18 protein-coding genes are annotated in these 22,264 nt (G+C 38.0%); 11 read left to right on the top strand and 7 right to left on the bottom strand.

The features are described 5' to 3' along the window. The first annotated feature begins 2 nt into the window (after positions 1-2). The 6 genes from JP39_RS09590 to JP39_RS09560 all read left to right on the top strand — a co-directional run bounded on the left by JP39_RS09590 (position 3) and on the right by JP39_RS09560 (position 7,773). Positions 3-968, top strand: a complete 966-nt coding sequence (locus tag JP39_RS09590; protein WP_041501391.1) for a peptidoglycan recognition protein family protein — start codon at positions 3-5, stop codon at positions 966-968. 697 nt (positions 969-1,665) lie between these two features. Further along, positions 1,666-3,093, top strand: coding sequence for a hypothetical protein (locus tag JP39_RS09580; RefSeq protein WP_041501389.1), 1,428 nt, complete (start codon positions 1,666-1,668; stop codon positions 3,091-3,093). A gap of 16 nt (positions 3,094-3,109) precedes the next feature. Continuing rightward, positions 3,110-3,907 carry a YdcF family protein gene (locus JP39_RS09575; RefSeq protein ID WP_048699335.1) on the top strand — a complete coding sequence of 266 codons (798 nt, stop codon included), beginning with the start codon at positions 3,110-3,112 and terminating at the stop codon, positions 3,905-3,907. A gap of 13 nt (positions 3,908-3,920) precedes the next feature. Further along, positions 3,921-4,976 (top strand): AI-2E family transporter, encoded by a 1,056-nt coding sequence (locus JP39_RS09570; protein ID WP_041501388.1) that lies wholly within the window; start codon positions 3,921-3,923, stop codon positions 4,974-4,976. A 73-nt stretch (positions 4,977-5,049) separates the two neighbouring features. Continuing rightward, entirely contained in the window at positions 5,050-6,546 is a 1,497-nt protein-coding gene (locus JP39_RS09565; RefSeq protein WP_041501387.1) for a hypothetical protein, read from the top strand. A 537-nt stretch (positions 6,547-7,083) separates the two neighbouring features. Then, positions 7,084-7,773, top strand: coding sequence for a 2,3-diphosphoglycerate-dependent phosphoglycerate mutase (locus JP39_RS09560; RefSeq protein WP_041501386.1), 690 nt, complete (start codon positions 7,084-7,086; stop codon positions 7,771-7,773). A 542-nt stretch (positions 7,774-8,315) separates the two neighbouring features. Here JP39_RS09560 and JP39_RS09555 read toward each other — a convergent pair. Further along, positions 8,316-10,400 (bottom strand): L-type lectin family protein, encoded by a 2,085-nt coding sequence (locus tag JP39_RS09555; protein ID WP_041501385.1) that lies wholly within the window; start codon positions 10,398-10,400, stop codon positions 8,316-8,318. Between the two features lie 229 nt (positions 10,401-10,629). On the opposite strand from JP39_RS09555, the gene JP39_RS09550 reads away from it, so the two are divergent. Continuing rightward, positions 10,630-11,274 carry a CatA-like O-acetyltransferase gene (locus tag JP39_RS09550; RefSeq protein ID WP_041501384.1) on the top strand — a complete coding sequence of 215 codons (645 nt, stop codon included), beginning with the start codon at positions 10,630-10,632 and terminating at the stop codon, positions 11,272-11,274. A gap of 371 nt (positions 11,275-11,645) precedes the next feature. On the opposite strand, the gene JP39_RS09545 is transcribed toward JP39_RS09550, so the two are convergent. Both JP39_RS09545 and JP39_RS09540 read right to left on the bottom strand, forming a co-directional pair. Next, complete coding sequence (locus JP39_RS09545) at positions 11,646-12,338, bottom strand: IS630 family transposase (RefSeq protein ID WP_137619794.1); 693 nt, start codon at positions 12,336-12,338, stop codon at positions 11,646-11,648. Continuing rightward, complete coding sequence (locus JP39_RS09540) at positions 12,320-12,796, bottom strand: helix-turn-helix domain-containing protein (protein WP_041501689.1); 477 nt, start codon at positions 12,794-12,796, stop codon at positions 12,320-12,322. The genes JP39_RS09545 and JP39_RS09540 overlap by 19 nt, the downstream gene beginning before the upstream one ends. A 170-nt stretch (positions 12,797-12,966) precedes the next feature. Here JP39_RS09540 and JP39_RS09535 point away from each other — a divergent pair, with 170 nt between their 5' ends. Next, a complete protein-coding gene (locus tag JP39_RS09535; RefSeq protein ID WP_041499955.1) occupies positions 12,967-14,448 on the top strand; it encodes an MFS transporter in 1,482 nt (493 codons plus the stop codon). A 215-nt stretch (positions 14,449-14,663) separates the two neighbouring features. Next, positions 14,664-15,224: a TetR/AcrR family transcriptional regulator gene (locus tag JP39_RS09530; protein ID WP_041499953.1), complete on the top strand. Its 561-nt coding sequence runs from the start codon at positions 14,664-14,666 to the stop codon at positions 15,222-15,224. A gap of 39 nt (positions 15,225-15,263) precedes the next feature. On the opposite strand, the gene JP39_RS09525 is transcribed toward JP39_RS09530, so the two are convergent. The 4 genes from JP39_RS09525 to JP39_RS09510 form a co-directional block, all read right to left on the bottom strand. Beyond that, a complete protein-coding gene (locus JP39_RS09525; protein ID WP_137619765.1) occupies positions 15,264-15,953 on the bottom strand; it encodes a M57 family metalloprotease in 690 nt (229 codons plus the stop codon). 83 nt (positions 15,954-16,036) lie between these two features. Then, positions 16,037-17,365, bottom strand: coding sequence for a glycosyltransferase family 2 protein (locus tag JP39_RS09520; RefSeq protein ID WP_041499951.1), 1,329 nt, complete (start codon positions 17,363-17,365; stop codon positions 16,037-16,039). Positions 17,366-17,373: 8 nt separating this feature from the next. After that, entirely contained in the window at positions 17,374-17,874 is a 501-nt protein-coding gene (locus JP39_RS09515; protein WP_041499950.1) for a DUF502 domain-containing protein, read from the bottom strand. Then, on the bottom strand, positions 17,874-18,680 hold the full coding sequence (locus tag JP39_RS09510) for an EAL domain-containing protein (protein WP_041499948.1): 807 nt from the start codon (positions 18,678-18,680) through the stop codon (positions 17,874-17,876). Before JP39_RS09510 ends, JP39_RS09515 begins: the two co-directional genes overlap by 1 nt. Before the next feature lie 416 nt (positions 18,681-19,096). Here JP39_RS09510 and JP39_RS09505 point away from each other — a divergent pair, with 416 nt between their 5' ends. Both JP39_RS09505 and JP39_RS09500 read left to right on the top strand, forming a co-directional pair. Next, positions 19,097-21,070 (top strand): PTS sugar transporter subunit IIABC, encoded by a 1,974-nt coding sequence (locus JP39_RS09505; RefSeq protein WP_169751883.1) that lies wholly within the window; start codon positions 19,097-19,099, stop codon positions 21,068-21,070. A gap of 325 nt (positions 21,071-21,395) precedes the next feature. After that, positions 21,396-22,229 carry an alpha/beta hydrolase gene (locus JP39_RS09500; RefSeq protein WP_041501449.1) on the top strand — a complete coding sequence of 278 codons (834 nt, stop codon included), beginning with the start codon at positions 21,396-21,398 and terminating at the stop codon, positions 22,227-22,229. Positions 22,230-22,264: the final 35 nt, after the last annotated feature.

Raw genomic sequence — 22,264 nt, 5'->3', positions numbered from 1 at the left:
TTATGGTATCTAAAAAAATTATGACGACTGTGGCAACTTCTGTTGCTTTGGCTAGTATCGGATTTACAACGGTAGGACAGGTAGTTCCTACACTCGGTGCTAACACTCAAACAGCTCAAGCTGTAACGTCATCTATTAATAATTACATCAATGCTAATAACATCAAACCAGTTTCAATTACAAATCAAGAAGGAACTTTCAGTGTTTGGCAAGGCTATGAAAATGGTGTTGGTAAGCCAGAAGGTGTTGTTATTCATGAAACAGCTACACCAGGGGCAACTGCTCAAAACGAAGCTACATACTTCAATCGTGAGTGGAAAAATATTTACACATACGTTCATGCTTTTGTCGACAACAACCAAATTTTGAACATTAAGAATACGGATTACACTACTTGGGGTGCAGGTCCTACAGCTAATGCCAAATTTATCAACGTTGAATTGTGTGAAGTTGTTACGACCGATGCTTTTGCACGTTCAGTTGCTAACCAAGCATATTACACAGCTTCAAAATTAGTTCAATATAACTTGCCATTTACACCAGGTGTGACAGTTATGTCTCATGATGCTGTAAGTAAAAAATGGCATGAAACAACTCATACTGACCCAGTTGGCTACTTCGCTAAATGGGGCTACAGCATGGATCAATTCTATGATCTAGTTGGCAAGTACTACAACCAATTGAAGGGTAGTACAAACTCTGGTAGCAATAATAACAACAATAACGTAAATAATGGTAACGGCGATGCTGCTAACTCAAGTAACATCCGTGTTAACAATTCTAAAGGTAACTTCGTTCCATTAGTTGCTTTCCAAAATGACGGCAGTGTTAAAAACATTTCTGACCGTGCTCTAGCCAACAACTCACTATGGTATACAGACCAAGTTAAGGAATACAATGGTCTACAATATCGTCGTGTTGCTACAAACGAATGGGTTGATAACGGCTATGTTACAGGCAACAAATAATTTATAACGAAATAAACTGTCTTTGATAGTTAGTTATTCTAAAAGATACGCTGAAAAGCGTGTCTTTTTTTGCTATCATTATTCAATAATAGGGGGAGGCCGCCGGAGGCTGCCATGGATTGAAGCCTGCGGTGGGGACCGGCGCGAGCCAAGGTCTCGCCCCTCGCTTTGAATCCTTGCAAGTTCGGCAAGTATCCAAAGTCGCCCCGTGGTGTAACGGCTAAAGCCGTAACGCCACCTTCACCGCTGTCTTCAATCCATGGCAACCTCCAGCTAAAGTGTTGGCTTGCTGCAGCGGCATCTGTTACTGCTTTCTATTGAATTATTGAATTAGAAACGGAACATGTTCTTACTATTATTAAATTAGTTTATGAGCATCTTTTAAAACCAAGAATCAAAAACCATATAAAATTGTAATACTTTATTTTGAAATATTTGTCGCCATAAAAATAGAAGAGAGACAAAATAGTGAATAATCCCTAGCCGGAGCTTGATAGCAATATAGCCGGCTGTGCAAGTGGAGTAAGAGCTTTAGCTCTTACTCCACAGGACGACTTTTGAGACTTGCTGGTTTTGCAAGGCTCAAAATCGAGGCTCGAGACCGTCCTTTGGCTCGAACCGGTCCCATAGCAGGCTATATTGCTATCAACCGGAGGCGGAACAAGTTGTATAATTGTTGGATGAGAAAGGCATAAAGATGGGTAAAAAAATCTATGTTGTTTTGAGCATGCTGTGTCTTTTTGCCGTACTTTTGGTAGGTTGTAAGCCGAAAGAGACGTCAAAAGTTGTTGCATCGAATAAGACTTGGTATTTGTACCAAGATCAAGGCGAGAACGATACAGTTTCAATTAAATTTTTAAAGAATCAACGTGCTGAAATTAAAGATATTACGACGATTGACGGAAAAGTTGGTATCAATCGTTTCAATAATCAATTTAATAATCCAAAATATACTTTGGACCGTGATGGCAAAACGATTACTTTCAAAACGGCTAAAACTGATTTAGTCTTGAAAATTATTAAGAGCTATCATGAAAATGTTTATGGCAAACATATGAAGGGTTACTATGTCCAATCGGGCAACGATACCTACAAATTTGCCTATATTACCAAACGCGACAAGCAGTCCAATATCAGCAAGTCGCAAAAAACTAAGTCTCAGACGATTGCTTATGATCAATTGCCGGATCATATTATCGATGTGAACGCTAATACGAAGCCACTGACAGCTAACAATGCGTTGATTGGTAATTATGATTTTTCTACTATTATTGATTATCGTCGAACAGATGGAAATTTAACTATCAATCAAAATGGAACTTACCAGATGACTTTGACCGAGCATTCAGCTCAGAAATTGACTGACAAAACTGACAATAAAGTGGTTATGTTAACGGAGGTTGAGACTGGGAATGTTCAGAGTCTTTATGGAAAAATTTATTTAACGCCGAAGAATCTTTTGACGATTAATTATTATTATCATGGGCAAAATCAGGATAAACTTTTGCCTAAGAGTGTTAATTTGAAAGTTAATTCGAAGTCGACTGGTAATCAGATTGACCGGGCTAAGATTCGTATGGAAGCTGACGGGGACCAGTTGTACCTCTTCTCGAGTGACTATACTGTGCGGGTCAAAGATGGTCAAAAGAATACCAAGGCTAACTTGTTAACCAAATCGACTTCGGAACAGACGAGCTTGAGAGATGCTATTACACAGACGAAAGATTATTATGATAAGTATGTTGCCAATCCATTGACTTCAAACGCTGATTTGATGCAATTGGTTGGGGCAATCTCTGACAATCATGATAAGAAAGTCGGTAATATTGGCGTTAACTTTGGCGACTTGTATGGAACAAATATTCAGCCGAGCGATTATCAAGGAGTCAGTGTTAATGGTAGTAAACAGCCATTGATGCAATATATTTTCCTCGTTTCGCCGTCAGCCTATTCTGAAAATGGGCCTGCTGTGACGACAACTAAAGGGAAACTGTTGATTTATGGGTCTTTGGATAACAAATTATTCCTATTGAGACAGCCGGACAAAGATTCGACAACGGTAACTTGGACGATGGTGAAGGACTTTCCACTAACCGTTCCCAAATTAAAATTCAGCTTAAATTAAGTTCTGGAGGGGAACCATGAATTTTTTACTGATGGTCATTGTTACGATCATTGAAGCACTAGTGGTTTATCGAATTAGATTCGTTTATAGTCGGCAGCCTGTTTGGGCAATTAGTTTGGCGAGTGCAACAATTGTCGGATTTTACTTGATTGCCAAATTTTCAGTTAGTAAATATGTCAGTGCCTTTGCGTTTAGTTTGGCAACGCTTAACTTGATATTGTTGCTGGTAATGCTGATATATATGTGGAAATTGGATCAGACTTTGAAAAAGCAACAGGCGCTGCAGGGAACAGATTTCCTGTTGGTTTTGGGCAGTAAATGCCTGACTCCGCGAGTAACACCAGTATTGGCTTCAAGGTTGGATAAAACAATTGAGATATATGATAAATTTGACGTCAAACCGCAGATAATTGTCACTGGTGGCAGAAGTTCAATCGATTTGCCCACGGAAGCTGAATTAATGGAGCAATACTTAGTTGATGCTGGGATTCCGGCTGAGATGATTATTATGGAAACAAAAGCTAAAAATACTATTCAAAATTTAGGATTTTCTTCAATAAAAATTCGTAATATATGGCATAAAGATAATCACCCACGCGTTATCATAGTTACGAGCGATTATCATCTGCCTAGAACCAAGTTTTACGCGAAAAAGTTGGGAATAAAGGTTAATTTTGCGGCGGCTAGAACGGTCAAGATGTTAAAGTGGCCGGCAATGTTTCGTGAGTTTACTGCAATTCTTTGGGATCACCGATATTCTCTCGTGACAATTTGGGGGATGGATGTCTTATTTTCGTTAAGTATGTGTATATGATGAGGAGAACTATATGAGTTTGTACGATAAGTTTGTTGAAAATAAACGTCTGCGAAGATTCGTCTTGTTGCTGTTTGTTGTCGTGGTATTTTACCTACTACGTAGCATGATGAGCATGTTTTTACTAACGTTTACATTTACCTTTTTATCGGTTCAATTAGTCCGGACCGTTCAAAAAAAATTTCCAAGGACCAAGCCCGCTTGGGTGATTGCGCCAGTCTATTTGATAATTATTGGCTTGCTGATTTTTGTCATTGCCAACTACATACCACAGTTGATTAATCAAACAGCTAAGATGTTTAGTTCGTTGCAAAAATTTTATGAGAGTAAAGAAGTTCGTTCTAATCCGTATTTAGACGTAATTTATAATTACTTGCAGCAGATCAACCTTGATAACCAAATCAAAGTTGCTATCACACAAGTAGTCAATTACATCACAAGTGTTGGGGCCGTTGGCTTTAACATCGTAATTTCCTTCTTATTGAGTTTCTTCTATACCAGTCAGGTTGAACAGATGAATGCCTTTGGTCGTCAGTTCTTAGATAGCAAATACAGCTGGTTATTCTCAGATTTGTTCTATTATGGTAAGAAATTCGTCAATACTTTCGGTGTCGTTTTGGAAGCACAATTGATGATTGCCGTTGTAAATACTGCTTTAACAACGATTACATTGCTATTTATGGGGATGCCGGGAATCATTGCGTTGTCAGCGATGGTCTTCATATTGTCATTGATTCCAGTGGCCGGAGTAATTATTTCCTTGATACCATTGAGCTTCGTGGCTTATTCAGTCGGCGGAATCCGTTACGTTATCTACATTGTAATCATGATTGTTGTGATCCATTTGATCGAAACATATTTCTTGAATCCACAGTTCATGTCCAGCATGACTCATTTGCCAATCTTCTTTACCTTCGTTGTCTTGATAGTTTCCGAAGAACTACTTGGAACTTGGGGACTAATCATTGGTATTCCAATTTTCGTTTTCTTCCTAGATATTCTGGGGGTTCATTCAATCGGTGGGCACAAGCCTAAAAAAATCCGAATAAAATTAAAGAAAACGTTATAATTATGATTAAGATATATTTGTCATATATAATGGAGTTAAATGTAGTCAACTGACGTAGATGGGAGATTAAAATATGTCATTCTTCGATAGAAAAAAGAAAGATAATGATGATAATAATTATTCTGATCTAAACAATCCTTCATATCCAAATGCACAACCGGATCAAAATAATTTTGACCAAGCACAAAATCAATATAATGATGTGCAGGCTGGAATGGGGACACAGTTTACACCAAATGACCAAGATTTTAACAATGCCAATGCTAATAATAACAACGGCAATGATTATTTCTTCGGCCAAAATCAACCACAATTTGGTCAACCAGATCCACAACAAGGACCAGCACAACAACCACAGGGACCACAAGGCCAAGCTCCACAAAATGGCATGGATAATAATGGTGGCGAGCAGTGGCAATATACTGAACAGGATTTGCAAAGTACTTTGGATCAAAGTGCTGATTTGAAAGCTCAACTCCGCAGTCAATTATTGGCTGACAGAAGCTATTGCAATCACGTTTTGCGCAATACTAACAGCGACCAAGTTGATGACCGTCAACAAGCAACCGACCGTATCAGTGAAATCAACAAGTCATTGAAAGAATGGTTTGGAACAGATGAGATGGCCAATGAAATTTACATGGATGAAAACCGTGACTACTATATTTTCACCGATGATTTAGCAGCCAATCCCGACGCTGACACAAGCAAAATGTGGCAACAATTGACAATGACTTTAGCCGATAAAGGACTTTTAGCCAACGCCATTTCCGTGACATATAATGATCAAGTTGACCAAACATGGATGAACTATCAAAACGCCGGATTCGTTGATGGCAATGCATTCTTGTTGAACATGTACAATGAATTGCAGGGCCGCAACATGAATACACCCGTAACGCCAGCTGAAATTCCATTCGATGCCGACTACCGAGTACAACACGTCAGCGATAAAGTTGATAAGATTTTGGATGCCGATGACAAATTAGTGATGGAAGTTTCCAGAACAGCTAACCATCAATTACAAATCATCCGTCACTACAAAGACAACAGCTTATTGAGCCGTGATATTTTCGATGTCAACGGAGTAATCTCAGCAACTCAATTCTATGACCACCGTAATGCCAATAAAGTTGTCCGTGAGAACTTCTATCGCCAGGACGGAACATTGGTTCTAATCAAGAGTTATACAGCCAACGAGCCATATATTCAGCTATTCAGTGAAGGAAATGTGCTTATTAGTACATTCGATAGCGATGAAGAGTTGATAGTTTGGTGGTTGAAGAGCCAAGCATTGAGACAAAGTGAAGCTACAATTTTCGTATCAATTAATTCTGAGTATTATAAGAAGTTGTTGACACTTAGAGATAGTGGCTTTGAAGTAGTTCCAATTGTGATGAAGCAGAGTGAAAATGCTGATATCATTTCTGATTTGATTGAAGGTAAGGACAAGATCAGTGCGGTGATGGCTGGGTCTGATCAAGTTAATACTTACTTGAATAAGAATGCTAAGAATACTTTGGATATTACTACTTTGAAGGAAATCGATGCACCAGTGTATAAAGAATAGAGAGTGGAGACAGGGCGGTCAGCTCCCGAGCATTTGCATGACTTCACGAATTATCCGCGTATTTTGCGGATGATTTGGGAAGTTATGCAAAGCGGAAGGAGTTGCCCTGTCGGAACTCGTTTTAGAGCCACTGCCTATATAAAGTTTTGAAAATAATAAAACAAGAGCTATAACAATTGAAGTAGATGATTGTTATAGCTCTTTTAGTTAGTGTAGGAAGTTTAGATTACCGATATAGGAAGTGTAATACATAAGCCAGTAAAGGAGCTGGAGGTTTGGAAAATAATAAGCCAGCAGTGAAGGTGGAGTTAGGACGGTGCTTTTCCGTTCTTACTCCACGGACGACTTTTGAGACGCGGTTTTCGGCTCAAAAGCGAGGTTCGAGACCTTGGCTCGGGCCGGTCCTCACAGCGGCTTATTATTTTCCAAACCGGAGGCGGAGAGAATAAAACATAAATTGAGACGGGTTCTCTTTTTTTTATTGCCAAAATCGTGTAAAATACATATTGTTAAAGAAATGAAAAGAGGATCTTATAAATGGCAAAATTAGTTTTCATTCGTCACGGACAAAGTGAATGGAATTTATCAAACCAATTTACTGGTTGGGTTGATGTTGACCTTAGTGAAGAAGGAGTAAAGCAAGCTCAAAACGCTGGTAAACTTCTTAAAGAATCTGGCATCCAATTTGACCAAGCTTATACATCAGTATTGACACGTGCTATCAAGACATTGCACTACGCTCTTGAAGGCTGTGACCAATTATGGATTCCTGAAACAAAGACATGGAGACTTAACGAACGTCACTATGGCGCACTTCAAGGTCTTAACAAAGCTGAAACAGCTGAAAAATATGGTGACGAACAAGTTCACATTTGGAGACGTTCATATGATACATTGCCTCCATTGTTGAAAGCTACTGACGAAGGTTCAGCAGCTAAGGATCGTCGTTACGCAAACTTGGACCCAAGAATTATTCCTGGTGGCGAAAACCTTAAAGTTACTTTGGAACGTGTAATTCCATTCTGGGAAGATGAAATCGCTCCTAAATTGCTAGATGGCAAGAACGTTATCATCGCTGCCCACGGTAACTCACTACGTGCTTTGACTAAGTACATCGAAAACATCAGTGATGCTGACATCATGGATGTTGAAATGACTACTGGTGAACCAGTTGTCTATGACTTGGATGACAAGTTGAACGTTGTAAGTAAGAAGAAGCTTAACTAATTTTAGTAACACTTAGCGACTTTGTCGCTTAGGGTTACTTATTAATTTAGTTGAATGTAAAATACGACCTGCACAATTGTGTGCAAGTCGTATTTTTTTGATACTTTTTTTTAGAGTGTGTTATTTGGATGTCTGCTTGTGATAAAGTTGGTATAATTGAATGTGTTAAAGATTCAAGAAAAATTTTACGGAGCTAAAAGTAGCTTTGTAGAGCTGAAGTAAGGTTTACGGAGCTGAAAGTAGTTTTGTAGAGCTGCAGTAAGGCTTACGGAGCTAAGAGTAGTTTTGTAGAGCTGAAGTAAGGTTTACGGAGCTGAAAGTAGTTTTGTAGAGCTGCAGCAAGGTTTACGGAGCTAAGAGTAGTTTTGTAGAGCTGCAGCAAGGTTTACGGAGCTAAGAGTAGTTTTGTAGAGCTGCAGTAAGGTTTACGGAGCTAAGAGTAGTTTTGTAGAGCTGAAGTAAGGTTTACGGAGCTGAAAGTAGTTTTGTAGAGCTGCAGCAAGGTTTACGGAGCTGATGGTAGTTTGTATAACTAATACGAATTATTCAAAGTTTAATAGGATTATTATTTTTATAAAAGCATGAGGTGTGCAATTGAATACTCCTAAGTATGAAGAAAAGGATTTATTAAGCATTCCAGAAGGAAAAACTTTCGGAGTAAATAGAGTCCAGAAATCCGTATCATCATTGATTAAATCTTTTAAATCAAATGTTTGGTTAAAGCTGTCTCCAGATGCGTTTGCTGCAACGGTATAAGTTTTGTTTCCAGCAGTAATTTTGTAAACAATGTTAGTGTTGGCTGAATCGTTCCCAAAGCTGTGGTTATCACTGTAGTTCAGTGTTGTGGGTAAATTCAAAGTGGCATTAGTTTGCTTATAAAGCAAGTCGATTTCGTTAGTAGAATTGGAATTAGTCAGATTCAGCGAGTATGTTGGCCTTGCCAAGATAGTAAATTCAGGACTATTGGTTGATGAAATTTCATTACTGCCATTAAAGGTTGCAGGAGCTTGCTTAACATCAATATCTTTAGTTGTGGCATTGACTGCTTTAGCGTTGATAGTGATCTTGGCAGTATCGTTGGTGGGACTCAATTCTTCATCCAACTGTGATGTGATGTTGTCGTTTGTTATGTCACCTGTACTAATAGTTTGAGAATAACCATCGTTGAAGGTAATGGTTCCTATATTATTATAAGAATCTGGAGTAATTGTGACACCATTAGGAATTTTGATATTGGCTAAAATATCTTTCCAATTAACGCTACCAGTTTTGTATGTTAAGTCGTAATTTAGTTTGAGTGAGTCACCATTACCGACGGTTTTGTCAGTTGAGGCAGAGGTGATTTTTTTGTTGTTTAAAGTTGTATCAATAATATTAGCGTCAGCATCGGCGTAGAGTGTATCCGGAGTGGAGTCGAAGGCTACTAATTTGGTAGATACACTATCTGAAGGACCATTAGCTGCTGTGAATCCCCAACGAACTTTACCGTCAGTTGTGTTTAATTTTGATGTATCCACAGTGTTGGAAACAGACAGTTTCTTGTCCCATCCAGAAGGAATATTATTATCACTATAATCGAGGTTTTTGTCGTTGTAATCATATGTCAAAGTAGCGAGGTTGCTACCATTAGGGGCGGGAGTCCATTTGATAGTAACATGGTGCCAGTATAATACATTGCCATTTTGGTCTGTACCATCAGTTAAAGATGCTGAATTAGAATTGTTGTGTACCAGAACATAGCCCTTTTTCCAAGGGGAATAGTCGTTAGTTAAGGTGGGATTGTCTGTGAAGTCTAAGTCCTTATAAGAAGTGGCAAATCCAGGGTAAGTTACAGCAATATGTCCATATTGACCTCCAAGAGAACCATATGTGACTTTAGTCTCATTTTCGGTTGGAAAGCCAATATAATCTGAAGGTGGAGGACTCACTTGGGTATCATAACCGTTCAAAGAGTAGGACGTTAATGTAGAAAGAAACCCCGAGAAATAGCCATATTTGTTACTAATTGGTTTTGATGGTAAATAAAAACTATTTTTTTCCGTATCAAATTCGAGTGCAATACTGTTTTGAATGGCAGTTTTCTGAATGTCACTTGGAGAAGGAACAGTACCACCTATAGCTGTATACGATGAAGAGTCGTAGCCATAAACACCCATACTCTCAAGTCCAGCACCCAATGCACTAGTATTTTTTGAATCATTTTGAAGTACGAAGGCAATTCCTTCACTATTAACATCGTCACTACCTTCTCCGCTACCAAAATATAACCAAGCGGAAATAGTTTGTTTCTTGTTAATGTCAAAGCTTTTAGCAGTGGACCACATTGATCCATAAGTGTTCTTATTGTTAGCCAAAGATATGATGTTACCACTGTCGGAATTTTGACCGGTATTATCAACGATTTGAGCTGAATTTGTTCCATATGGATAACCAAAAGATACTGTAGGTTTGGCATTTGACATGTAACTATCAACTGGAATACCAGTCGGAGCACTTTTTAAGACAGCTAAATCAGTACTGTCAGTCAAAGCGGCTGAAGCTTTATTTGTATTAAATGAAAAAATCACAAAAATACTAACAAGTGCAGAAAATCCAATTCCAAGAATCTTCCTCATTTTATTCCTCATATGCATGTTCCCCCTCAATTAAGAACAGCTCATTTGAAAATACAATAAGTATATTTTTAATTATATCATTATGTGTAAATGACATAATTCATATAAAAACAATTATATTTATGAATAACGACAATCATGTTGCATGGAATAAATGTTATTGGACTTCTAATGCCGTTAATTTTTTCCAAAAGTTGTATGATATTAATGAGAGACAATACATTTATAGGAGGCTTTACGGATGGCATTTACGAAGATTGATTTAGACAATTGGACGAGAAAAGAAGTTTTTGAACACTTCATTGATCAAAAGACGACATATAGTGCAACACATGAAATTAATATTGAGCATGCATTACATTTTGTGAAGGAAAACGATTATAAGTTCTATCCATTATTTATCTATGCAGTTTTGCGTGTGGTTAATTCCAATTACTTATATCGTATGGACTTTAATGATCAAGGTGAACTGGGCTTTTACGACAGCAGCACGGCCTTTTATTCAATCTTTGATGATAAACGTGAGATATTCTCCAATATTGATACTGAAGATACGTATACCTTTGCGGAATTCCATCGTGATTATTTGGACGATGTTGCCAAGTATCGTGACACTGGAAAGTTATTCCCTAAGCAACCAATTCCTCAAAATGTTGTCAATATCTCCATGATTCCGTGGGCTAGTTTCAACAGTTTCAACTTAAATATCGGTAACAATGACAATTACTTATTGCCAATTGTAACGGCTAGCAAGTTTCAAAAGCGGTCTGATGGGATTAAGCTACCTGTAAGTTTCCAAATTCATCACGCTGTCTGTGACGGATATCAAACAGCTCAATTTTTCAATCGATTACAAGAAGTTCTCGATGAACCAGAAGAATTGTAAAAATACTTGTCTTAGAGTGTGCTTTAAGGTTTATAATTGTAAACAAGTTATGCCTTTTCAGTAAATAAATAGTTGAGGATTGCCAAAGAAATAAGACGTTGCACGTTGTGTAGGTCTTATTTTTTGTTGGTAAATAACGTGTGATATTCCGTCTCCAGAGCTGGAAAATATTCACCAGCTGTGCGGACCGGTCCGAGCCATGGAGCGGTCTCGAACCTCGGTTTGAAGCCTTGACACAATTCGTCAAGTCTCCAAACACGCCCGGTAGTATAAGTACGGGAGAGTCTCCCGTACTTATACTACTTTCACAGCACACAAATATTTCCCAGCTCTCCCGACTAGTGGAGTATAGCTTTCATATCTAGACATAATCAGTCTTCTATCTTTGGATAAAGCGAATGTAACTTTATGCGTGCATCTGCTGTTGTAAATTGCCAATCTATTGATAGATTCTTTTCATTACGTTCGCTACACCATGTTGTCACTTCTTGACGTAGTTGTTTGATTTCTGGAATACGCCGATTCAGACATTGACGACTCAACAAGTTCAAGCCAATTTCAGCTATATTTAACCAGCTCCCATGCTTGGGTGTGTAGTGTATTTCTAATTTACCAGCCAATCGACGAGCCTCTTTTGGCTCGAAACGTTGATATAGTGATCCTATTTTATGAATATTCAAATTATCCATTACTAAAATTATTTTATCGGCAGATGGGTACAGGTCATCCACCAACCATTTTATAACCTCCGCGAAATCGCGTGAGGTTCTGCGTTTTCGGACGTCCACATATTGTTTACCGGTTAATGGTTCAATCAAACTGATTATTGCGCAATACCCATTACGAGTGTATTCATAGTCAATTTTCTTGGGTTTCATTCTACGAGTTGGAAGTGGTTTGGAAACATCGCCGTGAAGTACATACGGCTTCTCATCCAAACAAACTAATGGTCGATTACTATCATATGGTAGGGCATATGTGTCTAGAACATCCTCCATGTGGGCAACGTATTCACCATCATCTGGCTTGGGGTTCGCCCAACTCTCTACTTGGTATGGTTTAATTTCATTTTTTTAAGCTTGCGTGCAATGGCATCACGCTTCACAGGATGTTCGAGTATAGTCGCTGACTTTTCTTCCAATAAGCTATATGACCATCTCGTGTAGCCTTCTGGAGCGGGGCCACAGGCTAACGCAATCAGTTTTGCCTCATCTTCTGCTGTTAATTTTTGGTTTGCGTGATCCGAATTACTATTACGTTTTATAGTGATGGCCTCATCGATACCGCCTTCGAAGAAAAGGTTGATGACGGCATAAACCACTCCAGTACTGCAACGATTCATCTTAGCCACTTCAATTCTAGTCATGATTTCACCATGAGATTCATCTAAGTCTAGCAATACTTGAATCCGACGTTTGACGGTTTTATTAAGACTTTTAGAATTCAAAAGATTTTTTAGACGAGTAACTTGATCATCAGAAAGAAAAATATGTTGTTTAACTGGTCTGTTATTCGATTTCATGAGGATTGTCCTTTTTGAATTGATTATATCGAAATACAGATATGAAAGCTACGCTCCACTAGTTAATCGGTAATAGTTTAATGTAGAGGTATGCTAGATTATTTTTTAAGATGGGATATTTGCGTAACTAATAGCATGTGTTAAATAAAGATAGGAAGAAGTAGAGGGGTATGAGTAGAAATCGTAAAATTTTGGTTACCTTTGCGTTAGTGCTGTCGAATATGATGGCCGGTCTTGATGCGACGATAATCAATACTGCGCTGCCTGCAATCATTAGTGACTTGCACGGTATTCAGTACATGGGGTGGATTGTCGCCATTTTCTTATTAGGAATGGCCGTTTCGACACCGTTATGGAGTAAATTTGGGGAGAAGAAGGGTAATAAAGTTGCCTATATCACCGCTACAGTTGTTTTCATGATTGGAGCGTTGTTTCAAGGATTAGCGCCCAATATTATCTGGTTTATCACTGCCAGAAGTATCATGGGAATTGGTGCAGGCGGTATGAACACGATTCCTTTCATTATCTACTCACAGATTTTCAAAAATATTAAACGTCGTTCGCAAGTCATCGGGATTGCTTCGGCGGGATTCAGTGGGACGTCAATCGTCGGACCGCTAATTGGTGGTTGGATTGTTGATGCGTTCAGCTGGCACTGGGTATTTTATATTAACTTGCCATTAGCATTGCTTTCGATTGCAATTGTTGCTATTTTCTTCAATATTAAAGAGAAGTTGAATGAAGAAAAAGTTGATTATCATGGGGCAATTTTGATGGTACTTGGTTTGACTTCCTTCTTGATTGGGATTCAAATGCTCGGAGTATCGTCAATTTTTGTTACGTTAGGATTCGTTGCTCTTGGAGCTGTCTTAATTTTCTGGATGTCACGAGTGGAAAATCGAGTCGATGATCCCATCGTACCTAATCGTTTGTTTAAAAATGAAAAGTTAGTTATTGATTTGATTTTATTCGCCTTGTTGTGGGGTTCATTCGTGGCTTTCAATATCTACATTCCGATGTGGGCTCAAGGCATCATGGGACTCAGTGCTCTAGTCGGAGGGATGACACAGATTCCCGGGGCGATTGCTAACTTCTTTGGTTCCGAGCTGGAGCCATTTATGCAACGAAAGATGAATCGTTATACGATTATTGCCGTCGGAACTGCATCATTCTTGATTTCCTTTGCCGGATTGTACTGGGCTAAACAAACCGCCAGTTATACATTCTTGCTAATCATGGGTGTCTTTGAAGGATTCGGTATCGGTGTCTGTTTCAATGCTTTGTTGATTGCCGTGCAATTTGATGTTGAGACACGTGATGTGCCAATTTCAACTTCATTTGCTTACTTGGTCAGAATTTTGAGTCAAACATTTATGTCATCAATTTATGGTGTTATTTTGAATCTAGCTTTGATCAATGGCGTGAAGGAAAGCCATGGTCATATCACGATGGCAATGATGAATAAATTGAGTAACGCTACGGTGGCAAAAGAATTGCCTAAAGCCTACGTTCCACAAATGAAACGGATTTTATTCTCAGGTATTCATAATATTATGTTGACTGCCTTGGTTCTGATTATTTTAGTTATTATAATTTTAATTTATTTGTTCAGACGGGAAGCTGTTAAGAAGCATTCAGTTCAAACAAATTAAAAAGCGAGCTCATTAGGAGTTCGCTTTTTTTTGTGAATTATAGACGCTTAGTAGACAACGATAATTTCTTTTTTATGATGAGATAACACTTAATGGTGGGTAAAGATTCCGAAGTGTCTGGAATTTTGAAATCACAATCATTCGATTCTTGTATAACGTCGATACCCTGACTAGAATTAGATTCAGTCGTAAAAGATATGTTGGAGGTAGCGCTTGTGACATCAAGAATATTATCTAAAGAGAAAATCATAAATACGGCTATGGAAATGATTAATCACCAAGAAACGTTGAATTTTACCAAATTGGGTAAAGCGCTGGGTACTAGGTCACAGGCTTTGTACAATTATTTTCCTGATATAATTGTGGTAAAAGTTGCTGTAGCAGCGAAGTTTTATGGTAAATTAGGGGTTCGATTGGATGCTGATTTATTGGGGATGACTGGCAAGCAAGCTATTAAAACATTTGCCAATGTGGCAGTGCAGTATTCATTAGGCAATTTTTATCTGGTTCAACAAATTATCACGATTCCACCTAACAGGTTGAACAATTCTGAGTTTGAAGAAAGTTTTCGCCGATTGCAGATGATTTTAATCCAATTGTTGAAACCGATAGTTCAAGATGAATCACAGCAGTTGGTCGTTTCCAGAATGATATTCAACTTAGTCATTGGGGAAGTATTTTGTGCAGGGTATGGTCGTTTTGATAATAACTTGCTTAATACACGTGATAGTTTTAACCAAATGTTGAATAGAATATTATCTGATCAAAGTAAATAGCATTAGTAACCTTATACGATTACTAATGCTATTTTTGTACTACTTATAAATATTTCTCAGACCGTTTAAATCAGCTTCCGATAATTTGGAAACGCCCTGATCAACAGGATACATGACAGAATTCGTATAAGAACTATGACCTAATCCCAGAGCATGGCCTAATTCGTGCATTGCCACTGAATCTTTCATCGACATATTAGGATAGGTAACATTCAATCCGGCCCGACCACTATTGATTGCATAATGATCCAGCTGTAGAGCCGATGGACCACCGTTGCCCAATTCAACGGTACTGGAAGCAATATTTTCAATCTTCTTATGATAAATGAAGAATGTAATATTATTCTGATTTGGTTGTGCATTTCCAGGTACTAGTTTAACGATACCAGTGTTGTTATATGTATCGACAGCATTCTGGAAAACCTGACGTGCTTTAGCAGGAACGTTACTTTTGAAATGATAATAGTAAGTATTGGAAGTGTGCATATTTTTTAGTGGCGATTCAACCGGTGTGGAAACTTTTCCGACTTGATCTTCAGAAGTTGTTTTGACCGGCCCACTGAGTTTCTTATCAATATTAGTTTTAATTAGATAAACGTATGGTTGCATACGAGTATTGGTTGCTTTAATCTCGTCTTTCACTTGCGGAACGATTTCAGGATGAATTTCAACAACAACGAAGCCAGCTGCCAAAATGATTATCCAAGCAATCCATGAATTTTTTCTCATCTGTACTCCTTAAAAATTCATTTTTGTCTATGTAATCATAGTTTTTTAGACTACAATTGTCCACTCAATTGATTAGAAAAAAGTTATTTTTTATTTTGTAAGGAGCTACGTTTAGGACTGACCCATGTGCCTGACCCAAAACCGAGAATTGTCTTCATGGCTGGGATGAAAGTTGCCACAACGGTAATGGGATTAATCATCCAATAAAAGAGCATGTACATTGGGGCAAAGAAGGCGTATTTCATTTTGGCTCCGTGGTGGTCAAGCAACAGGGCAGTGAGCAATTGAAAAACTCCGGCGATTATTTCAAAACTGACGAAAATAAATGAGATTTCAAATCCGTGCATGATCCGTTCAAATTTGCCGTGTATAAGGAATAACAACATAGCGATGATAAACATGACTGTTGTAATGACAAAAAAGAATGACCAGATGATTGATAATGTTGAATCTATGAACATCGACATTTGATAACGACGTTTAATAGGATGAAAGATGAATTTTTTAACATTAGTCAGCCAAACTTCAGTCCCACATTGTGCCCAACGTTTGCGCTGTTTGTAGAGGTCACCAATAGTTTCGGGAACGTTCATATGAAAAACGATATCTGGAGCAAAACGAGGAATGGCACCAATAGTTTGATGATCCCAAGCAATACTGATATCTTCAGTCGCTCGGTCTTGTCGGAATCCACCAACGTCAATCAGAAAATCCTTTTTGTAAAGAGTATTGGCGCCACTATAAGCGTACATTGAGTCGTTAATTGAAGTTTGACTACGTTTGATAACACCAACGATACTAGAGAACTCAACTGTTTGGGACTTGCCTAATAGTGAAGTCCGATTTTGAACATCCATATTAGCCGTGACAGCGGAAGTATTCATATCTTGAGCATGGATGAAGAAGTTCATGTATTTCATCAGTGCGTCCGGTTCAGGAATTGTATCGGCATCGTTACTGAGAATATATTCACCTTTGGCAAAGTGCATACCGATATTGAAAGCATGTGCTTTACCTTTATTTTGAATGATATTGATAGTTCTTAGGCGCGGATACTTTTTCATTAAACGCTTGATAATCTCAGCTGTTTTATCAGTTGAACCGTCATTAGTAACGAGAACTTCAAAATTATCGTAGTTGATATTTTCGAAAAGGTACGTGATTGTCTCTTTAATGACGACTTCTTCGTTATGTGCGGGAATCATGATTGTGATCATTGGTTGCAGATTCTTGGGAATGGGATGCCAATCTTCATCGTATTTGTTCTTCTTTAAAAAGCGATAAGATAGGGCGCCGCTGAACCAAAAAAATGATCCAACAATGGGATATAAACATAGTATCAACAAGCAAATGTTGACAAAAGTTCCTCCAGCTGTGGAGCCCAATATGTGATCTATAAAAATATTTTTCATGTTAGCTCCTAATCTACGTCGTCTAAATCTTTTTTAGCATAGAGTTTTTGAATTTGGTGAGTCTCAAGATTTTGTTCTGGTTGGACGTCATAACTTCGGACATTCTCACGGAATTCTTGATCACCAAAACGATTATCAATGAAATAATCGATAGTCTTTTTGCGTTTCTTCTGATTGATAGGGTTAAAAGTTGGCCACTGTTCGACCACACGGTCACGTTTGCGATTCTGAATAATCGTCATACCAGTAGAAAATATTGCCGTCATAACGAAGGCAAATAATAGAATGATACCGATAAATTTAATTTCATAAATACCCTCTCGAAAGGACCAGACATGAGGAATCTTTGGATTAAAGATAGCCCAAAAAGAAGTTATCGTTATAACGATGGGTACGATGACCGCCACCCAGCCAATGATGGCGAAAAAGGTTTGGCGAATTTTGAGCCACAAATGGCCGGATTCAAAATACTTATCCGTATATAATTGTTGTCGGTTTTTTTCTTTCATTATTTTTTAGCACTTTCTGGATTTTCGGGGTGACCAAAGAGATAACCTTGACGAGTTTTAATGTTCAACTGTTCTGCTAGAGCCTGGTCATCATCATTTTCAATACCCATTAAAATTAAATTGATGTTATTTTCTTGTGAAATTTTGTTCCATGACTGTAAGTTCAAATCGAGCCAGACGTTGGGATCATCTTTACGAAAGTTACGCATTGAACACTTGATATTGTCGACAAACGGCAGCATCCACTCAATTTCCTTGAGATTTTTCATATCGGCTCCAACGTTATCGATGCCGAATTCCATGTTGTAATGTTGCGCTTCGCGAATTCTTTTTTCGAAAATATAACGGTTCTTCAAACGATTGCCTTTGCCGGGAGTATATTCAATGGATAAATTCATCGGTTCAATTTTAGAAATTGCCCAACGAACAAAGTATTGAAACTCCGGACTGATAATTTGGTTATATTCCAAGTTAATGGATAAAGTTATGGGCTCAGCTGGCAAAGATTTGAAGGTATTTTCCAACAAAAAGACGACTCGTTGCAATGGTAATGAGTCGAGATTAGAGGGGAGAGACCAAGTTCCATCTGGGTTTTGTTGACGTAAAAGGCATTCATAACCGAGCGTTTTATTTTGATAATCAACTTGTTTTTGAATGAAGTAGCGTAAGGTAAATTCCTTATTCTCTAAATAATTATTATTAGACTTACGCGAATTCCAATAAGTGATTGCGATAGTTACCACAAAAAATACAATTGTTGCGATTACTATCCATATTAGACCCCTCTCTAACTCTAAAAGATTCATAAGTTCCTCCACAATATGATTTACTGAAAGCTTTCAGCTATTTGAATGCAAACTACAATTGTCGTCATAAAGAAAAGAATGTAGTAAGTAAAATTTGCGTGATCCTCAATAATTATAATTAATATTATATCTGTTAATAGTCATGAGCTATAACTTTTTTACGATATAATTTTAAAAATGTTTAATCTGGTTTGGAGCCATTTCCATAACATGATTCCCCATATAATCAAATTTATAAATAAAAAAGTTTACATTTTGTATTTAAACAACAAGTCTATTTTACTGCATATACGTAATCCAAGCATTCATTTATGCGAAAATACCAATAAAATTAGTTCGAACAAATTTGACTATAAATGTGTTTAAACATATAATGAAAGCGTAAACAAAATTGATGTGAAATTCAAAAAAAGGGAATGAACGTTATGGAAAATCAAACACTGATTTCATTAGTTGCACCCGCTGATGGGCAACTTTTAACGCTAGACAAAGTTTCTGATCCCGTATTTTCACAAGGCCTGATGGGACAAGGCTTAGCAATTGAACCTACTTCTGGAGAGATTGTTGCGCCAGTCGATGGAACAGTTACCTTAGTTTCGGAAACTAAACATGCCTTTGGTATCAAAACTAAGGATGGTGCTGATATTCTAGTCCATTTGGGAATTGATACAGTTGAACTGGAGGGCAAACCTTTCAAGGTCAACATTAAACAAGGCGATATCGTCAACGCCGGTGAAGCGGTCGTTAGCATGGATCTTGCTGCAATTAAAGCTGCTGGCAAAGAGACAACCGTCATTTTGGCAATTACTAATAGTAATGATATTTTACAAAATTTGATGGTGACTGGTTCTGAACAAGTTGTTGAAGCTGGCGATACAGTCGCAGTGGCCGCAATCAAAACTGCTGAAAAGGTTGCGTTGAAACCTCCTAGAACTGGTGGAAAGTACGATCAGCTGGCTACTAACATTATTGAAAATGTTGGTGGAGTAGAAAATATCAACAGTTTGATCCACTGTATAACTAGATTACGTTTTTATTTGAAAGATTCGTCTAAAGTAAATGATAAAATTATCGAAAATATGGATGGCGTCATTTCGGTTGCCAAAGCTGGCGGTCAATATCAAGTTGTTATCGGTCAAGCAGTGGTCGATGTTTATGATGCTGTGATTGCTCAGATTGGTCCACAATTCTCGAATGATGATGCCACAGCTGAAGCAGTTGATCAGACTGCCAATAAAGTTCATGGTTTTTGGCCTAATGTCAAACGCGGTGCCAGTAATTTTATCGGTGTTCTAACCGCTTCAATGATTCCTATTATTGGAATTCTAGCTGGCTCAGGTATTTTGAAAGGTATCTTAGCTGCTTTAACCGGATTCAAAGTTTTGTCAACGACTAGCGGCACATATGTGATTTTGAACGCTGTGGGCGATGCAACATTTTACTTTTTACCAGTTGTTTTAGGATTTACTGCTGCTAAAAAGTTAGGCTCAGATCCAATCGTTTTAGCAATCGTAGGTGGAATTCTGATTTATCCACAGATAATAACTTTGGCGGGTAAAGCTAGTACCGCCAGCACCAACTTCTTGGGAATTCCAACAACATTGATTTCCTATACATCTTCAGTTTTCCCAATTATCGTGGCAGCTTGGTTAGGAAAGTATGTTGAAAAATTTCTAAAGAAAGTTATTCCTACTTATGTAAAAAGTGTTTTTGTACCAATTTTGGAAGCATTAGTTTTGAGTTTAGTAGTCATTATTGGCGTTGGACCAATTATTACCGTCTTGAGTAAAGGACTTTCCAACGGATTAGTTTCAATTTATAACTTCAGTCCAACTTTATCTGGATTAGTTCTTGGTGGTGTCTATCAAACAATGGTAATCTTCGGCTTGCATTGGGGACTCATTCCTATTGTTATCAACGATATTGCCACTAACGGTCACAGTTACATCAATTCAATTCTTTCAATCACTATGGTTGCCCAAGGTGGTGCCGTTCTCGCTGTATTCTTGAAAACTAAGGATAAGAAACTCAAGGAAATGTCTTTAGCAGCTGCTGTATCGGCGTTTTGTGGAGTCACTGAACCAGCACTTTATGGTGTCAACTTGAAGTACAAACGAGTCTTCGTTGTAGCAAGTATCGCCAGTGCTCTAGGTGGTGCTTTGACGGGCTTCTTGAGAGTGGATAACTATGCTCTATCAGGTGCCTTAATTGGGTTCCCAGCGTTCATAACGCCAGGAGTCGGAATTGGCAGCAATTTCTACGGTTACCTAATTTCTCACTATGGAACGTTATTGATTGCAGTCGTCTTGGTTTACTTCTTTGGATTTACCGACAAAATGTTAGCCAAGAAAGCTGATCCGATGAATATTAACAATGTTAGTTTAGCTTAGTTATTTTGAAATATGTCGCTGGAGGGCGTCAGTAATGTAGTTTGCTGTATGGCTGGTGTAGTAGTGAAATTGCACCGTTATAACGCCATTCAAAATGCAAACTATCTTACTGATGCCCTCCAGTTGAGTTTTTATTTAGTTTTATCTAGTGATGAATTCTGAAAATATAAATTAAATTTACAAATGTTTCGTACAATTATTCAGTTTTGGAAGACTTAAAATGGTAGTCTAAACATGTAAACAATTATTGTAAGATTAATTCTTAAAGCAAATGAGTATTCTTAGTTCTAGATACAGCAATTCCAACAATCAAAGGAGAAAAAATATGAAAATAGAGGAACGCAAGCTTAAAATCTCTGATCATGAATTTACAGTTAAAGGTTACTGGCTCGACCAAATATCCGATTTTGGGAAACCTGTTGATTACCCAGTCGTAATAATTTGTCCCGGCGGTGGTTTTACTTTCCACTCAGGGCGTGAAGAAGAGCCGCTTGCTTTGCGTTATAACTCCTTTGGGATGCACGCTGTTGTTTTAGAGTACAAGCTGATTGGCGATACACCAGTTTATCCGATGGCTTTGCAGGAAATGGCAAAAACTATCGATTGGATCAATCAACAACCAGATTCGATGCATATTGATAAGGATAAAATTATCTTAGCTGGTTTTTCTGCTGGAGCACATATAGTGGCTGCTTATAACGGAATAGGTCCTAATCCAACATTACGTAAGAAATACCAAATTGAGAGATATAAAGGTCAACATGCAGCGGTCATTTTAGGCTATCCTGTAATCGATATGACGATGAAAGACAGCTTTCCAGATGATGACAAGGTACTGCATGAAATTAGCACTGACGAGTCATTATGGAAGTCTCAGGAGTTGTTGAATAAAGACTCTAAGCCAGCATTTGTTTGGCAAACAAGAACCGACGATTTGGTTAATGTCATGAATTCCTTGGTATATGTGGAAAAGATGGTTCAGTTGGGACTTCCAGCCGAATTTCACATGTTTGGTTCAGGAATCCATGGTTTAGGTTTAGCGACTTATGTTACGAAAAAGCCTGGTAAGGATAAGTATCTGAATAAAAGAGCATCGGGATGGATGGATCTATCTTTAACATGGTTGGAAATGATGAATTTATTAGGATCAGCATATTAAGGCATTCTACTGAAAAGTGGAATGCTTTTTTCATA

This window comes from Companilactobacillus heilongjiangensis (assembly GCF_000831645.3).
GTDB classification, from domain to species: Bacteria; Bacillota; Bacilli; order Lactobacillales; family Lactobacillaceae; genus Companilactobacillus; species Companilactobacillus heilongjiangensis.
This window is presented reverse-complemented; position numbering and strand designations above follow the sequence as displayed.

Bases quoted from the DNA above. Each gene is read 5' to 3' on its own strand.
- JP39_RS09590 (WP_041501391.1), top strand. From the start codon at position 3: ATGGTATCTAAAAAAATTATGACGACTGTGGCAACTTCTGTTGCTTTG.
- JP39_RS09580 (WP_041501389.1), top strand. From the start codon at position 1,666: ATGGGTAAAAAAATCTATGTTGTTTTGAGCATGCTGTGTCTTTTTGCC.
- JP39_RS09575 (WP_048699335.1), top strand. From the start codon at position 3,110: ATGAATTTTTTACTGATGGTCATTGTTACGATCATTGAAGCACTAGTG.
- JP39_RS09570 (WP_041501388.1), top strand. From the start codon at position 3,921: ATGAGTTTGTACGATAAGTTTGTTGAAAATAAACGTCTGCGAAGATTC.
- JP39_RS09565 (WP_041501387.1), top strand. From the start codon at position 5,050: ATGTCATTCTTCGATAGAAAAAAGAAAGATAATGATGATAATAATTAT.
- JP39_RS09560 (WP_041501386.1), top strand. From the start codon at position 7,084: ATGGCAAAATTAGTTTTCATTCGTCACGGACAAAGTGAATGGAATTTA.
- JP39_RS09555 (WP_041501385.1), bottom strand. From the start codon at position 10,400: ATGAGGAATAAAATGAGGAAGATTCTTGGAATTGGATTTTCTGCACTT.
- JP39_RS09550 (WP_041501384.1), top strand. From the start codon at position 10,630: ATGGCATTTACGAAGATTGATTTAGACAATTGGACGAGAAAAGAAGTT.
- JP39_RS09540 (WP_041501689.1), bottom strand. From the start codon at position 12,796: ATGAAATCGAATAACAGACCAGTTAAACAACATATTTTTCTTTCTGAT.
- JP39_RS09535 (WP_041499955.1), top strand. From the start codon at position 12,967: ATGAGTAGAAATCGTAAAATTTTGGTTACCTTTGCGTTAGTGCTGTCG.
- JP39_RS09525 (WP_137619765.1), bottom strand. From the start codon at position 15,953: ATGAGAAAAAATTCATGGATTGCTTGGATAATCATTTTGGCAGCTGGC.
- JP39_RS09520 (WP_041499951.1), bottom strand. From the start codon at position 17,365: ATGAAAAATATTTTTATAGATCACATATTGGGCTCCACAGCTGGAGGA.
- JP39_RS09515 (WP_041499950.1), bottom strand. From the start codon at position 17,874: ATGAAAGAAAAAAACCGACAACAATTATATACGGATAAGTATTTTGAA.
- JP39_RS09510 (WP_041499948.1), bottom strand. From the start codon at position 18,680: ATGAATCTTTTAGAGTTAGAGAGGGGTCTAATATGGATAGTAATCGCA.
- JP39_RS09505 (WP_169751883.1), top strand. From the start codon at position 19,097: ATGAACGTTATGGAAAATCAAACACTGATTTCATTAGTTGCACCCGCT.
- JP39_RS09500 (WP_041501449.1), top strand. From the start codon at position 21,396: ATGAAAATAGAGGAACGCAAGCTTAAAATCTCTGATCATGAATTTACA.